The sequence below is a fragment of the Mycobacterium sp. PSTR-4-N genome, assembly GCF_022348085.1.
In the GTDB taxonomy this organism is placed as follows: Bacteria; Actinomycetota; Actinomycetes; order Mycobacteriales; family Mycobacteriaceae; genus Mycobacterium.
Map to the genome: position 1 here is coordinate 69166 of NZ_JAKRFN010000015.1, position 14930 is coordinate 84095.

Here is a 14930-nt window from a genome sequence, read left to right on the forward strand (position 1 = left end):
TGATCGGAGTGCCCGCGAACAGGTAGGCCACTTCGTCGTGCAGATCCCAGGACTCTTCAAGAAGCTCGATCCCCGTCGGCGCCGGTCGCGGGTCAACCCCGACGGCACCATGTCGTTGGTCGAGCACCTCACCGAGCTGCGCACCCGGCTGCTCATCTCGGCCCTCGCGGTGCTGCTCACCACCATCCTCGGCTTCGTCTGGTACAGCCACGGCGCCTTCGGACTGCCCAGCCTCGGTGACTGGTTGCGCGGGCCCTACTGTTCACTGCCGGACTCCGCGCGTGCCTCGATCGCCCCCGACGGGGAATGCCGGCTCCTCGCCACAGCGCCGTTCGACCAGTTCATGCTGCGGCTCAAGGTCGGTCTGACCGCGGGCCTGGTGATGGCGTGCCCCGTCTGGCTCTATCAGCTGTGGGGGTTCATCACCCCGGGCCTCTACAGCCGGGAACGCCGGTTCGCGGTCGCCTTCGTCACCATCGGCGCGGGGCTCTTCGTGACCGGTGCCGTGCTGGCCTATGTGGTGCTGTCCAAGGCGCTGGGTTTTCTGCTGACGGTCGGCAGTGACGTCCAGGTGACGGCTCTGTCCGGCGACCAGTACTTCGGCTTCCTGATCAACCTGCTGCTCGTGTTCGGGATCAGCTTCGAGTTCCCGCTGCTGATCGTGATGCTCAATCTGGTCGGCGTGCTCACCTACGTGCGGCTGCAGGCGTGGCGGCGCGGGCTGATCATGGGCCTGTTCGTGTTCGCGGCGTTCGCCACTCCCGGCTCTGACCCGTTCTCGATGCTGGCCTTGGCGCTGGCACTGACCGTCCTGCTGGAAGTGGCGATCCAGATCGCCCGCATCAACGACCGCCGCAAGGCGCGTCGTGCCCTCGACACCATCAGCGACGACGAAGCCGCCCCGATCGGCTCGGCGGAACCGGTGGAGGCGCCATCACCGGTGCCCGCGCCGTCGCGGCTGTCGATCGACGACGATGCAACCTGAGGTGACCCCCGATCCGGTCGCCGCGTTCACCGAACTGCTCCCGTTCGCGCTGGACGGGTTCCAGCGGCGGGCGTGCGACGCGCTGGCCCACGGCCACGGGGTCCTGGTGTGTGCGCCCACCGGCGCGGGCAAGACCGTCGTCGGCGAATTCGCCGTCCACCTGGCGCTCGCGGCGGGCCGAAAGTGCTTCTACACCACACCGATCAAGGCCCTGAGCAACCAGAAACACAACGATCTGGTGCGCCGCTACGGCCCCGAGCGCATCGGCCTGCTCACCGGCGACCAGAACATCAACGGCGACGCCGACGTGGTCGTGATGACCACCGAGGTGCTGCGCAACATGCTCTACGCGGATTCGCCCGCTCTGCACGGTCTTTCGCACGTCGTCATGGACGAGGTGCACTTCCTCGCCGACCGGATGCGCGGCGCCGTGTGGGAAGAGGTGATCCTGCACCTGCCCGACGACGTCCGGTTGGTCAGCCTGTCGGCGACGGTGAGCAACGCCGAGGAATTCGGCGGCTGGATCCAGACCGTGCGCGGTGACACGACCGTGGTCGTCGACGAGCACCGGCCCGTGCCGCTGTGGCAGCACGTCATGGTCGGCAAACGTCTGATGGACCTGTTCGACTACCGGACCTCGGGGCCTGCGCGCGCCGGCCGCGACGTGCTGGTCGACCCGGAGTTGTTGCGGCACATCTCCCATCGCCGCGAAGCCGACCGCCTCGCCGACTGGCAGCCCCGGGGCCGCGGAGGCCGAGGAGATCGGGGCGGACGACCCACCATCTACCGGACGCCCGGGCGCGCCGACGTGATCACCGTGCTCGAACAGCGCAACCTGCTGCCCGCGATCACGTTCATCTTCTCCCGGGCCGGCTGCGATGCGGCGGTCAAGCAGTGCCTGCGGTCGTCCCTGCGGCTGACCACCGACTCCGAGCGGGCGCGGATCGCCGAGATCGTCGACCGCCGCACCGCCGACCTCAACGACTCCGACCTGATCGTCCTGGATTTCCACGAGTGGCGCGAAGGACTGCTGCGCGGCCTGGCCGCCCATCACGCGGGCATGCTGCCGGTGTTCCGGCACACCGTCGAAGAACTGTTCACCGCGGGTTTGGTCAAGGCTGTGTTCGCCACGGAGACACTGGCGCTCGGCATCAACATGCCCGCGCGCACCGTGGTTCTGGAGCGGTTGGTGAAGTTCAACGGCGAACAACACCTCCCGCTCACGCCGGGCGAGTACACGCAGCTGACCGGTCGGGCAGGCCGGCGCGGCATCGACGTCGAAGGCCACGCGGTGGTGCTGTGGAACCCCGACGTCGACCCTGCCGAAGTGGCCGGGTTGGCGTCGACGCGCACGTTCCCGCTGCGCAGCTCGTTCGCGCCGACGTACAACATGACCATCAACCTGGTGCACCAGATGGGTCCCGAGCAGGCGCATCAGCTGCTCGAGCGGTCGTTCGCGCAATATCAGGCCGACCGGTCGGTGGTGGGGTTGGTGCGCGGGGCCGAACGGGCGGAGAAGATGCTCGATCAGCTCGCCGCCGACTTCGGCGGGAGGGGAGCGCCGATCCTCGACTACGCGCGGCTGCGGGCGCAGATCGGGGAACGCGAACGGGCGCAGTCACGCGCATCCCGGCTGCAGCGCCGGCAAGCCGCCAACGACGCGCTGACCTCGCTGCGTCGCGGCGACATCATCACGATCACCCATGGCCGGCGTGGCGGGCTGGCCGTCGTGCTCGAGCCCGCCCGGGACGACGACGATCCGCGCCCGCTGGTCCTGACCGAGGGCCGCTGGGCGGGCCGGATCTCCTCAGCCGACTACTCGGGGGCGATCGGCCCGATGGGTCGCATGAACCTTCCCAAACGCGTCGAGCACCGCAATCCGCGGGCCCGCCGCGATCTCGCATCGGCGTTGACCTCTGCCGCCGCGGGGCTCGACGTCCCGTCGGTCCGCACGCGCCGCGGCGGTCCGGCCGCCGAACCCGACGTCGATCCCGAGCTGGCCACGCTCAGAGAGCGGATGCGGGCCCACCGGGCCCATCAGCTGCCCGACCGCGAGGAGAAGGTGCGCCTGGCCGAGCGCTACCTGAAGATGGAGCGCGACAACGAGGCGTTGCGGCGCAAGATCGCGGCCGCGACGAACTCGCTGGCGAACACCTTCGACCGGATCGTGGTGCTGCTCACCGAGCGCGGTTACATCGCGGGCGACGGCGACACCCGGTCGGTCACCGCCGACGGCCGCCTGCTGGCCCGCATCTACAGCGAATCCGACCTGCTCGTCGCCGAATGCCTGCGCACCGGCGTGTGGGAGGACCTCGACGCCGCGGAACTCGCCGCCGCCCTGTCGTCGGTGCTCTACGAATCGCGTCGGGACGCGCACGGGCCGACCGACGGATCCGACGTGCCGACGGGCCGGCTGCGGCGCGCACTCAACCGCACCCGCCGGCTGTGGACCGAGCTGCGATCCGACGAGCAGCGGCATCGACTCGCCCCCAGCCGCGAACCCGACGACGGTTTCGTCGCCGCCATGTACCGCTGGGCCAGCACGGGAGATCTCGCCTCGGCGCTGGCCGCCAGTGATCCCGGCACCGGAGTCACGATGCCCGCAGGCGATTTCGTGCGATGGTGCCGTCAGGTGCTCGATCTGGCTGATCAGGTCCGCACCACTGCGCCGTCACAGGCATTGCGGGCGACCGCGAAACGCGCCATCGACGACGTTCGGCGCGGCGTCGTCGCCGTTGATGCCGGGTAGTGTGTGGCCAGCTACACCGCCACAGCCGCGCACGACCGAGGAGAGAAATGAGCGGACCGCAGGGATCTGATCCGAACCAGCAGTGGCCGGGTCAACAGCCTGAGTCTGGCGCGGAGCAGCAGCCGTCGAACGAGTCGGCTGCCAACCAGGGTTGGCAGCCACCGTCAGGGTCGCAGCAGCCGCAGGCGCCGGACCAGCAGTCCTGGCAGCCGCCGGCCTACACGCCGCAGCAGTACCCGCAGTACCAGCCGCCCACGGCGCCGCCCACCTATCCGCCGCAGCAGTACCCGCCGACCGAGCAGTACGGGGCCAATCCCGCCGGTTATCCGCCGCCGGGGCAGTACGGGCCGCCGGGCGCCTACGGCCAGCAGCCGCAGTACGGGCAGTACGGCCAGCCGGGTCAACCCGGTCAGTACGGCCAGCCGGGCCAACCCGGTCAGTACGGCCAGTACCCGAACTACCAGGCCCCGGGCTCCGACGAGGGCTCGAAGAAGTCGATGGCCGTCATCGGCACCATCGTGGGTGTGGTCGCCGCGATCATCGTCGCGGTCGTGCTGGTCCTCGGGTTCTGGAAGCCGGGTTTCTTCGTGACCACCAAACTCGACGTCAACGCCGCACAGACCGGTGTGCAGCAGATCCTGACCGATCAGACCAACGGGTACGGCGCGAAGAACGTCAGCAACGTCAAATGCAACAACGGCGTCAGCCCCACGGTGAAGAAGGGCGACACCTTCAACTGCGAAGTCAGCATCGACGGCACCAAGCGCCAGGTGACGGTCACCTTCCAGGACGACAAGGGCACCTACGAGGTGGGCCGGCCCAAGTAGGTCAGGGCAGCCCGTCGAGCGCCTTCTGCAGGCGGCCGACCGAGGACGACACGCCGTAGCGTTGGGCGAGTTCTGCGACCGTGCGCGGGTGTGCGGCGGCCAGCGGCAGTGTGTCGTCGGGCGTGGAGAACGTGACGGGCGCGTCGGTCGCGACGCGCACCACGGGCTCGGCGGCAGCCAGGTAGTCGGTAGCCGCACGCAGCTTGGTGCGCTGCGCCTTGGCGAGTTTCGAGCCCGGGTCATCGATCGCGGCGCGCAGCTCGGACAGCGACCCGTATGTGGTCAGCAGCGTCGAGGCGGTCTTCTCGCCGATGCCTGCCACACCGGGCAGTCCGTCGGACGGGTCGCCGCGCAACAGCGCGAGCTCGGCGTAGGCCGGTCCGGCGCGGTCGATCGGCACACCGTAGTTCTCGGCCACCTCGCCCGGCCCGTACTTGGTGGCCTTCGCCAGGCCGCGGCCCAGGTAGAGCACCCGAACGGGGGTGGGCTCGTCGCGCACGACCTGCAGCAGGTCGCGGTCCCCGCTGACGACGACGACCGGGTCCCGGGTCTCCCGGCTCGCCAACGTGCCCAGCACGTCGTCGGCCTCGTGTTCGGGGGCGCCCGCCGTCGCGATACCGAACGCATCGAGGATTTCCATGATCATGTCGACCTGCGGGGTCAGCTCGTCGGGTACCTCCTCGACATCGGGCTCGTCGCCGGGGTTCTCCTGCACCACCCGATGGGCCTTGTACGACGGCACCAGGTCGACGCGCCACTGCGGGCGCCAGTCGTCGTCACGGCACACGACCAGGCGGTGTGGCTGCTCGCGGGTGATCACGGTGGCCACCGCGTCGAGGAACCCTCGCACTGCGTTGACGGGGCGGCCGTCGGGTGCGGTGATCGACGACGGCACACCGAAATACGAGCGGAACCACATGCTCGCGCCGTCGAGGAGCACCAGGGGAGCAGTCACGCCGCCATCCTGCCAGGCGCGTTTCTCCGGCGACCAGACGCGAACTCGAGTGTTCTGCCCGGCGTGTCGCTCGAGTTCGCGTCTGGTCGCGCGAAGGAACGCGGGCACTAGCCTGGTGGGTATGAGCGCACAGTCCCGTTTCAGCACCGACGTGTACGCCCACCGCCTGGCCGCCGCGGCGCGCGCCGCCGCGGACGCCGGGCTGGCCGGCCTCGTCATCACCCCCGGCTACGACCTGCGCTACCTGGTGGGCTCCCGGGCGCAGACCTTCGAGCGGCTGACTGCCCTGGTGCTGCCCGCCGACGGCCCTGCCACGATCGTGGTGCCGCGGATGGAGCTGGCGGCGCTGAAGGAATCGGCGGTGCCTGAACTCGACGTGACGGTGCGGGACTGGGTCGACGGCGAGGACCCCTATGCGCTGGTCGCCGACGCGCTCGGCGGGGGCCCGGTGAGCGTCGCGGTGACCGACGCGATGCCCGCACTGCACCTGCTGCCGCTGGCCGGGCTGCTCGGCGAGATGCCGGTGCTCGCCACCGAGGTCCTGCGCACCCTGCGCATGGTCAAGGACGCCAGCGAGGCCGACGCGCTCGGCAAGGCCGGAGCCGCGATCGACCGGGTGCACGCCCGGGTACCGGACTTCCTCGTACCCGGCCGCACCGAAGCCGACGTCGCCGTCGACATCGCCGAAGCCATTGTCGCCGAGGGGCATTCAGAGGCGGCGTTCGTCATCGTCGGCTCCGGCCCGCACGGGGCCGATCCGCACCACGAATGCTCGGACCGCGAGCTGCAGGTCGGCGACGTCGTGGTCGTCGACATCGGCGGGCCCTACGAGCCGGGCTACAACTCCGACTCCACCCGCACCTACAGCCTCGGCGAGCCCGACCCCGAGGTGGCCCGCCGCTACGCGGTGCTGCAGCGGGCCCAGCAGGCGGCGGTGGCCGCCGTCCGCCCCGGGATCACCGCCGAACAGGTCGACGCCGCAGCCCGCGACGTCCTGGCCTCCGAGGGGCTGGCCGAGTACTTCGTGCACCGCACCGGGCACGGCATCGGCCTGTCGGTACACGAGGAGCCCTACATCGTCGCCGGCAACGACCTGCCGCTGCAGGAGGGAATGGCCTTCTCCATCGAGCCCGGCATCTACTTCCCGGGTGAGTGGGGGGCGCGCATCGAGGACATCGTGATCGTCACCGCCGACGGCGCGGTGTCGGTCAACAACCGACCGCACGACCTGGTCGTCGTGCCGGTGGGCAGCTAGTCGGTGCCCCGGTCGAGCAGGCCCGAGGAGCCGAGCACCCGCTCGACCCGGACCTCGATCACCACCCGCTTGGGGTTCGGCCGCGGCGTGCGATAACGCTGCGCGTAACGCCGTTCGGCGTCGCGCACCTTGTCGGACTCGGTGTACACCGTGGACGAGCCCTCCAGCGAGAGCCAGCGCGCGCCGTCGACCTGGCTGAGCACCGCGACGCCGCGCTGCTCGGCGTTGACGGCCTTCTGCGAGCCCCCGGTGGTGATCACGCGGGCGATGTGGGTGGCCGGGTCGAAGGTGAATCCGACGGCGACCACGTGGGGAGAGTTGTCGGACCGCAGCGTCGTCAGCATCGCCAGATGCCGCTCGGTCAGGAATGCGATCGCATCGCCTGTCAGCCGCGTGGTTGCCTTGCCCATCGGCGTCCACGCTAGCGCAGGACATAATCGCAGCCATGAATGACACGGCTGAGCGGGCCGAGGCGGCAGACACCGATCTGGTCGTGGTGTTCGGGGGCCGCAGCGAGATCGGCGTCGAGGTGGCGCGGCGACTGGCCCGCGGCGCGACCGTCGTGCTGGCCGCGCGCCGACCCGACGATCTTGAGGCCGAGACCGCCACGCTGCTCGGCGCGGGCGCCCGCGCGGTGCACACATGCGACTTCGACGCCGACGACCTCGGCTCGCACCGCGGACTCGTCGCCGACATCGTGGCGCGTCACGGGGCGATCGGCACCGCCGTACTGGCGTTCGGCATCCTCGGCGATCAGGCCAGGGCCGAGCGTGATGCCGCACATGCCGCTGCGATCGTGCACACCGACTACGTCGCGCAGGTCAGCCTGCTGACGGTGCTCGCGGAGACGATGCGGGTCGCGGGCCGCGGGACTCTGGTCGCGTTCTCGTCGGTCGCCGGGGTGCGGGCGCGGCGGGCGAACTACGTGTACGGCTCGGCCAAGGCCGGGCTCGACGCATTCTGCAGCGGGTTGACCGACGCGCTGCACGGCACCGGTGTGCGACTGCTGCTGGTGCGGCCAGGTTTCGTGATCGGCCGGATGACCGAGGGCATGACGCCCGCGCCGCTGTCCAGCACCCCCGCGCAGGTCGCCGACGCCACCGTGGCGGCACTGCGGCGAGGTCGCAGCGTGGTGTGGGTCCCTGCCACGCTCGTCGCGCTCGCGGCAGCGTTTCGCGTCACCCCGCGGCCGGTGTGGCGGAGGTTGCCCAGATGATCGTCGTCGTCGGGATCGGCGCCGACGGGATGGCCGGCCTCGCGCCGCCGGCGCGTGCCGAATTGGCAAGGGCCACCGTCATTCACGGCTCGCAGCGTCAGCTGGCGCTACTCGATGACAGCGTGCGGGCGGTGCGGCGGCCATGGCCGAGCCCGCTGCTGCCCGCGATCGACACGCTGCTCGACGGGGTGGACGGTGACGTCCATGTGATCGCCAGCGGTGACCCCCTGCTGCACGGCATCGGCAGCACACTGATCCGTGCGCACGGCGCGGACCGGGTCGCGGTGCTGCCCCACGTGTCCTCGGTGACGCTGGCGTGCTCCCGGGTCGGGTGGTCGGTACAGGACACCGAGGTGATCAGCCTGGTCACCGCCGAACCGGTCAGCGCGATCCGGCGCGGGGGCCAGGCCGTGGTGTTGTCCCGGGACCGGACGAGCCCCGTCGAGTTGGCGCGGCTGCTGGCCGCGACGGGCCGCGGCGATTCGGAGGTGACGATCCTCGAGCAACTCGGCGGCCCGCGAGAGCTGCGCCGGTCGTCGACGGCACGGGAATGGGCTGCGCGCCCACCGGGTGACGTCGACGACCTCAACGTCGTCGCGGTGCGCTATCTGCCGGACGAGCGGGTGTCCGCGGTGCTGTCCGACGATCTGTTCTCCCACGACGGGCAGCTCACCAAGCAGTCGATGCGCGCGGTCACGCTGGCGGCGCTGGCGCCGCGGCCGGGAGAGCTGCTCTGGGATGTCGGAGCGGGCTCCGGCAGCATCGCGATCGAGTGGTGTCGCACCGGATCAGGCTGTAGCGCAGTGGCCTTCGAACGCGATGACGAGCGGCGCCGCCGGATCGCCGACAATGCTCGAACATTCGGTGTGGCGCTGGACGTCCGCGGTGGCGCCCCCGAGTCGCTGACGCAGGCGCCGACGCCCGCGGCGATCTTCGTCGGCGGCGGCGTCACCGCGCCCGGCCTCCTCGAAGCATGTTGGGAGCGGTTGCCCGCCGGCGGTCGGCTCGTCGCCAACGTCGTGACGGCCGAATCGGAAGCGGTTCTCGTGCACTGGTATTCGCGGCACGGGGGAGTGCTGTCGAAGTATCAGCACTACCGCGGCGAAGCCGTCGGTGCGTTCACGGGCTGGCGCCCGGCGATGCCGGTCACGCAGTGGTCGGTGACGAAACCTCGTACGACCTGATCAGCTCGATCGTGCCGAGTTCACGCACCGCCCGGCAGCCCCGGCTCAGCATGGCCAGGATCATCTCGTCACCCCGGTCGGTGGAGGTGGAGAACGCGAACCCCAGCGCCGTCAGGAACGGTGCTTGCAGCGCGCCCAGACGATAGTCCTGCCAACAGGTTTCGAGGTCATAGTCGGTGATGCCGTACCGGCACAGCGCGGTGTGGTAGCGAGTCACCAGGTCGCGTTCGACCTGCGCGCGGGTGCCCGGTGCCAGGCTGGTCGCGGTGAAGTACGCGAGGTCGCGCGCGGGCAGTCCGAGCCCGACGGTCTGCCAGTCCACCACGGTGACCTGTGTGCGGTGCGGGTCGAACAGCAGGTTGTCGAGCCGGTAGTCGCCGTGCAGCAGGGCGAACCGGCCCGGCTCCGCCGACAACCACGGCGTCACCAGGCTCATCGACGTCGCGAGCGTCTCGCGGTCCGTGTCGCTGATCCTCTCGCCGAGGCGGTCCAGGGTGATGGTGGCGGCCATCGCCGACACCTCGCCCATACCGGCGGCCGCGGCGTCGTCGCCCGGCTTGGGCATGATGATCGAGCTCAGGTCATACCAGCGCCGCTGACACCAGCTCGGGCCGTGCAGACCCGCGAGCGCATCGACGGCCAGCGCCGCTTCCTCCGCCGTGCACCCGGCGAGCTGGTCCCCCTGAACGGCTGGCGCCATGTCGGCCAAAATGAGGACGAAATCCGTTCCGTCCGAAGAGATGTCGCTGTGCAGACAGGCCGGCACCGGGACGTCGACATGGGCGCTGACCGCGGCGTAGAACTCGACCTCCGACTTGTAGCCCAGTGCCACCCGCTCGCGTACGGCGTCGTCCTGCGCGGGCAGCTTGACCGCGAATGTCGCCGGCGCGGTCGTCGGACCGGCGTAGGTGGCGGTCACCCGGTAGGTGGCGCCGGTCTGTCCGGTACCGATCGGGGTCACCACGGTCTCGCTGACGGCGGTGCCCAGCACCGAGCTCAACCACGTCGCGGTGATGTCGGCCGGCGTGCGCGGGATGGTCACGGGCGTGCCTTTCTCGTCAGTGCGAGGGATACTGCCGCGGGGTGAACACCCGGTCGGTGCCCGGTTCGGCCGAATACCACTGCGTCTGTGACGATCCCACGATCAGCAGGCACCGCATGTCGACATCGGCGGGATCGAGATCGGCCAGGCGCACGACCCGCACCGTCTCGGTCGGCCCGGCGACGTCGCGGCCGATGACCACTGGTGTGCCGGCGTCGCGATGTTCCAGCATCAGGTCGCGCATCGCGCCGACCTGCCAGGTGCGCGTCTTCGATGCCGGGTTGTAGATGGCCAGCACCATGTCGGAACGAGCGGCCGCCTCCAGCCGCGCCGCGATGACGTCCCATGGCTTCAGTCGGTCCGACAACGAGATCACTGCGTAATCGTGTCCGAGTGGGGCCCCGACCCGGCTGGCCACCGCCTGCGCGGCCGTCATCGCCGGGATCACCCGTACGTCGACGCCGGGCCACTGCTTGGCCTCTTCGAGCACCGCGGTGGCCATCGCGAACACCCCGGGGTCTCCGGAGGACACCACGGCCACCGAGCGGCCCTGTTCGGCCAGCGAGCAGGCCAGGCGGGCGCGGGCCGGCTCGTCGGTGTTGTCGCTCGGATGCCGGCGCTGGCCGTCGCGCACCCCGACGCGGTCCAGATACGGCCCGTAGCCGATGAGGTCGGTGGCGGCGGCGAGCTCGCGCCGGCTCTGCGGGGTCATCCACGCCGCGTCGCCGGGCCCCAGCCCGACGACCGTGACGGACCCGGTGACCGATGCGGCGGCGGCGCTGGGCGCATCCGGGTCCTGCATCGGCCCGGGAAGCATGGTCAGAGCGAAATAGGGCACCGACCCGTCCTCGACGTCGGCGGCCGGGAGCACGCGTTGTCGCGAGGTGCTGGCCCGCTCAACGTAATAGGTGTCCTGGAGTCGGCCGGCAGCCGAGAGTGCTTGGCGCACAGCGGGATACGAGCGTCCGAGCTTCATGATGATGGCCGCGTCGGTGTCGGCGAGGCGGCGTTCGAGCTCGGCGGTCGGCATCGTGCCGGGAAGGATCGTCAGCACCTGGTCGCCCTGGACCAGCGGTGTCGACACCGCCGCCGATGCGGCGCTGACCGACGTGACCCCCGGCACGATCACGGCGTCGAAGCGCTGCGTGAGCCGCGTGTGCATGTGCATGTACGAGCTGTAGAACAGCGGGTCGCCCTCGGCCAGCAGCGCGACGTCACGCCCGGCGTCGAGGTGTGCGGCGATGCGGGCGGCCGCCTCGCGGTAGAAGTCCTCCATCGCCCCCGCATAGCCGCCGGGGTGCTCTGAGGTCTCGGTGGTGACCGGATAGACGAGGTGTTCCTCGATCTGCCCGGCCCGCAGGTACGGCTCGGCGATGCCGCGCGCGATGCTGCGGCCGTGCCGGGCGCTGTGATAGGCCACCACGTCGGAGGCGCCGATGACCCGCGCCGCCTTGACCGTGACCAGTTCGGGATCGCCCGGTCCCAGGCCGACTCCCCAGAGTGTGCCGCGCGCAGTCATCGTTCGCTCATTCGATGGTCGTCGCTATCGCGTTGACCGCAGCGGCGGCCATCGCGCTTCCGCCGCGGCGGCCGGTCACCACCAGATAGGACATGCCTCGAGGATCGTCGATGAGCTCCTGCTTCGACTGCGCGGACCCGACGAAGCCGACCGGGCCGCCGAGCACCGCCGCCGGCGGCGCGATGCCCCCGTCGACGAGTTCGAGGAGCCGGAACAGGGCGGTGGGCGCGTTGCCGATGGCCATCACCGCGCCGGGCAGCCGCTCGGCCCACAGGTCGATCGCCGCCGCCGAGCGGGTGGTCGCGTGCTGCGCCGCGAACGCCGGTGCCCGCTCGTCGGCGACCAGCGAGACCACCTCGTTGTCGGCGGGCAGCCGGGAGCGGGTGATGCCTGCGGCCACCATGGACGAGTCGCACAGGATCGGGGCGCCGGCAGCCAGCGCCTCGTAGGCACGGACGACGACGTCGGGGGTGTAGGCGACATGGTCGGGCACGTCGGTCTGACCGCAGGTGTGGATCAGCCGCACCACGACCCGCGCGACGTCGGAGGGGAACCCGGACAGATCGGACTCGGCACGGATCGTCGCGAACGACTGCCGGTAGATCTCCCCGGCATCGCGGATGTAGTCGAGCACGCGATCACCCTACGGGTGGGCCGGCCGCGGCCGGTAGCCGTCTCCGGTCGCGATCAGCACGTCCGCATCGGCGGGGCTGCCGCACGCGCGGTCGCAGCCGACGAAGTGCCGGTGCCGTGCCGGGTCTCGGTCCTCGAAAGCGGCGTCGTCGAAATAAGCGGCGTCGTCGAGGGAAGCGGCGGCGTCGGCGCGGACGTCGGCCAGCGCGTGGGTGCAGCCCGGACGTCCGGTGCACGCCGACACGGACAGCCACGGCGAGTTCTCGTCGAACACGAAACCCAGCGGGGCGAGCACCCGCAGCGCCGCGTCGGCGACCCCGTCGTCGAGATCGGCGATCACCACCGATCGCCAGGGGGTGATGATCAGGGGTGCGTCCACCGCGGCCAGATAGCGGGCCCGCTCGGCGTCGAGCACGCCGAGCGGCACGGCCGCGCCGAGTGCGATCCGGCCGTCGTCCTGGGGGAGCCAGCCGACCGGGGGCCGGGTGCGGACGGGCCACGTCCGGCCAGCCGGCGCCGTCGGCGTCAGGGCGCCGAGGACGACCTCGGGTGCAGTCAATTCCTTGATCCGCCAGGCCTTTCCGCGCACCTCGACGAACCGGCGGGCGACGGCCAGCAGACTCTTGACAGCCTCACCTGCAGGCACCCGCACGCCGGTGTCGGCGCCGGACAGCACGAGCGCCACGGTGTCCCCGTCGACGGCACACACCGCGGCATCGGCGCCGAGGCCGGCGATGTCGCCGCGGCCGTCGTCGATGCCGAACAGAAAGCGCCCCGGCAGGTCGGCCAGCGCGGGGTCGGTCTGCAGTGCCGCGTCGAGCGCCTCGACCATCGCGCGGACATCGAGCACGCCGCCCTGGCGTCCCGACAGCGGCGACGCGACGATGTTGCGGATCTTCTCCCGGTTCGGCGCCGGCAACAAGCCGGCTCCGGTGAGCCGCCGGGCGAGCTCTTCGGCGTCGCGGATACCGCGGATCTGGATGTTGCCCCGGGAGGTGAGCTCCAGGGCCGGCGCGGCGAGATCGAGCGCCGCAGTGGCGATCGCCTCCATCTGCGCGGCGCTCAGCATGCCTGCCGGCAGCCGGACGCGAGCGAGGTCGCCGTCGGCGGCCCGGTGGGTCTGCAGCGCGCCGGGACAGGCGTCGGTGTCCCGGAGTCTGGCCATCCGACCACGGTACGCGGCGCCAGGTAGTCGCCGCGCCGCGTGCAGGTGGGATCCGCCTCGCCGACGGCCGGATTCGAGTACTCCGCTACCCGTGATCATGATCGGCGCGGGACCTAGCTTTCGTTCATGACGGGGCCGCGCGGCGGACTCGCAGGATTCCAGGAGTGAACCACCATGACCGAACTGGCCCTTGACGCACACATCCGTGAGCCCGACCGTGAGCCCGGCGTGCTGGCCGAGCCTGAGGTGCTCATCACCGAACGCGAGGTGCTGCTGTCGTCGGCGGCAGCTCTCGCCGCGCCGGCGGTGCGTATCTCGCAACGCCGATCCCGCTGGCGCGCCGTGTTCTCCACCCGACGCCGGCCGCGTCCGCAGCGAAACCACACCCGTCGGCCCAGTTTCATCGAGGACGCGATGATGGCGCGGATGATGGACCGACTCTGAACTGCTCAGCTGGCCAGCCGCACCGGCACGACGATGTCGGAGTAACCGGACGCGTCGCCGGCGATGACGCGGCTGCGCCTCCCGTGCACGTCGACGGGGACGTCACCGGCCAGCGTCACCCTGCTGAGCCGTCTGAACTGGTTGTCGTAGTCGGCGACGGCGTAGTGCTGAGTGGCACGGTTGTCCCAGACGGCGACATCGCCGGGCTCCCAATTCCACCGCACGGTGTGCTCCAGCTTCGTGACGCGCGCCTGGAACAGGTCGAACAACGCCGCTGATTCGGCGCGTCCGAGGCCGACGAAGCCCGCGACGAAGTTACCCAGCAGCAGGACCCGTCGCCCGGTCTCGGGGTGAATCCGGACCACCGGGTGTTCGGTTTCGTAGTAGTCGGAGACGAATTCCTCGCGATACTGACGTTCGGTGTCGGCCAGCGCTTCTCGCCGGCCGTCGATGTCGCGGGCGTAGTCGTAGGTGTTGGTGTGCACGGCCCACAGATTCTCGGCGAGTGCGCGCAGTGGCTCGGGGAGCTGGTCGTACGCTGCCTCGGTCGACGCCCAGGTGGTGCTCCCGCCGTAGGGCGGCAGCGTGACGGCGCGCAGCAGTGACGCCTTGGGGATGCGATCGACGAACGTGACGTCGGTGTGCCAGCTGTTGGCCTTGTCGTAGCGCGAGTCGATCGGCAGCACGGTGGTGCCCCGCGATGTCACGGTCGGATGCGCGGTGGTGGGGGTCCCGAGGGTGCGTGCGAACGCCAGCTGGCCCTCGTCGTCGAGATCGTGCTGGTTCCGGAAGAAGATCACCTTGTGTTCGAGGAGGGCTTCGTTGATGTGCGCGGCCGTGGCGGCGTCGACGCCGCGGGACAGGTCCACGCCCTCGATGCGTGCGCCGATCACCGCGCCCAGCTTGACCACATGAACCATCGACCTGCCTCCTCGCGTCTTCTCGCGCGACTCTGC

The 14930-nt window shown here is 70.7% G+C and carries 14 protein-coding genes; 7 read left to right on the forward strand and 7 right to left on the reverse strand.

The annotated features are described in order from the left end of the window. Positions 1 to 37 precede the first annotated feature (37 nt). The 3 genes from tatC to MHN84_RS19280 are packed head-to-tail and all read left to right on the forward strand — an operon-like array spanning position 38 to position 4561. Positions 38 to 985, forward strand: coding sequence for a twin-arginine translocase subunit TatC (gene tatC / locus MHN84_RS19270; RefSeq protein ID WP_241206108.1), 948 nt, complete (start codon positions 38 to 40; stop codon positions 983 to 985). Then, positions 975 to 3734, forward strand: coding sequence for an RNA helicase (locus tag MHN84_RS19275; RefSeq protein ID WP_241206109.1), 2760 nt, complete (start codon positions 975 to 977; stop codon positions 3732 to 3734). The genes tatC and MHN84_RS19275 overlap by 11 nt, the downstream gene beginning before the upstream one ends. Before the next feature lie 47 nt (positions 3735 to 3781). Further along, on the forward strand, positions 3782 to 4561 hold the full coding sequence (locus tag MHN84_RS19280) for a DUF4333 domain-containing protein (protein ID WP_241206110.1): 780 nt from the start codon (positions 3782 to 3784) through the stop codon (positions 4559 to 4561). Position 4562: 1 nt separating this feature from the next. On the opposite strand, the gene MHN84_RS19285 is transcribed toward MHN84_RS19280, so the two are convergent. Beyond that, a complete protein-coding gene (locus MHN84_RS19285) occupies positions 4563 to 5516 on the reverse strand; it encodes a 5'-3' exonuclease (RefSeq protein WP_241206111.1) in 954 nt (317 codons plus the stop codon). 121 nt (positions 5517 to 5637) lie between these two features. On the opposite strand from MHN84_RS19285, the gene MHN84_RS19290 reads away from it, so the two are divergent. Further along, positions 5638 to 6771 carry a Xaa-Pro peptidase family protein gene (locus tag MHN84_RS19290; protein ID WP_241206112.1) on the forward strand — a complete coding sequence of 378 codons (1134 nt, stop codon included), beginning with the start codon at positions 5638 to 5640 and terminating at the stop codon, positions 6769 to 6771. On the opposite strand, the gene MHN84_RS19295 is transcribed toward MHN84_RS19290, so the two are convergent. After that, the gene (locus tag MHN84_RS19295; protein WP_241206113.1) at positions 6768 to 7181 is read right to left on the reverse strand and encodes a TIGR03618 family F420-dependent PPOX class oxidoreductase; all 414 of its coding nucleotides are present in this window, start codon (positions 7179 to 7181) and stop codon (positions 6768 to 6770) included. The genes MHN84_RS19290 and MHN84_RS19295 overlap by 4 nt on opposite strands. 35 nt (positions 7182 to 7216) lie before the next feature. On the opposite strand from MHN84_RS19295, the gene MHN84_RS19300 reads away from it, so the two are divergent. Then, the gene (locus MHN84_RS19300; RefSeq protein WP_241206114.1) at positions 7217 to 7987 is read left to right on the forward strand and encodes an SDR family NAD(P)-dependent oxidoreductase; all 771 of its coding nucleotides are present in this window, start codon (positions 7217 to 7219) and stop codon (positions 7985 to 7987) included. Then, positions 7984 to 9171, forward strand: a complete 1188-nt coding sequence (cbiE, locus tag MHN84_RS19305) for a precorrin-6y C5,15-methyltransferase (decarboxylating) subunit CbiE (RefSeq protein WP_241206115.1) — start codon at positions 7984 to 7986, stop codon at positions 9169 to 9171. The genes MHN84_RS19300 and cbiE overlap by 4 nt, the downstream gene beginning before the upstream one ends. Here the strand turns inward: cbiE and MHN84_RS19310 are convergent. The 4 genes from MHN84_RS19310 to cobG are packed head-to-tail and all read right to left on the reverse strand — an operon-like array spanning position 9134 to position 13530. After that, entirely contained in the window at positions 9134 to 10213 is a 1080-nt protein-coding gene (locus MHN84_RS19310) for a phosphotransferase (RefSeq protein WP_241206116.1), read from the reverse strand. The two genes, cbiE and MHN84_RS19310, sit on opposite strands and share 38 nt — an antisense overlap. Positions 10214 to 10229: 16 nt before the next feature. Then, positions 10230 to 11732: a precorrin-2 C(20)-methyltransferase gene (locus MHN84_RS19315; RefSeq protein ID WP_241206117.1), complete on the reverse strand. Its 1503-nt coding sequence runs from the start codon at positions 11730 to 11732 to the stop codon at positions 10230 to 10232. A 7-nt stretch (positions 11733 to 11739) separates the two neighbouring features. Then, complete coding sequence (locus MHN84_RS19320; RefSeq protein ID WP_241206118.1) at positions 11740 to 12366, reverse strand: precorrin-8X methylmutase; 627 nt, start codon at positions 12364 to 12366, stop codon at positions 11740 to 11742. 9 nt (positions 12367 to 12375) lie between these two features. After that, positions 12376 to 13530, reverse strand: coding sequence for a precorrin-3B synthase (gene cobG / locus MHN84_RS19325; protein ID WP_241206119.1), 1155 nt, complete (start codon positions 13528 to 13530; stop codon positions 12376 to 12378). Between the two features lie 174 nt (positions 13531 to 13704). On the opposite strand from cobG, the gene MHN84_RS19330 reads away from it, so the two are divergent. Next, complete coding sequence (locus MHN84_RS19330) at positions 13705 to 13974, forward strand: hypothetical protein (protein WP_241206120.1); 270 nt, start codon at positions 13705 to 13707, stop codon at positions 13972 to 13974. A 5-nt stretch (positions 13975 to 13979) separates the two neighbouring features. Here the strand turns inward: MHN84_RS19330 and MHN84_RS19335 are convergent, their stop codons facing one another. Then, a complete protein-coding gene (locus MHN84_RS19335) occupies positions 13980 to 14894 on the reverse strand; it encodes a TauD/TfdA family dioxygenase (protein ID WP_241206121.1) in 915 nt (304 codons plus the stop codon). Between the last annotated feature and the right edge of the window lie 36 nt (positions 14895 to 14930).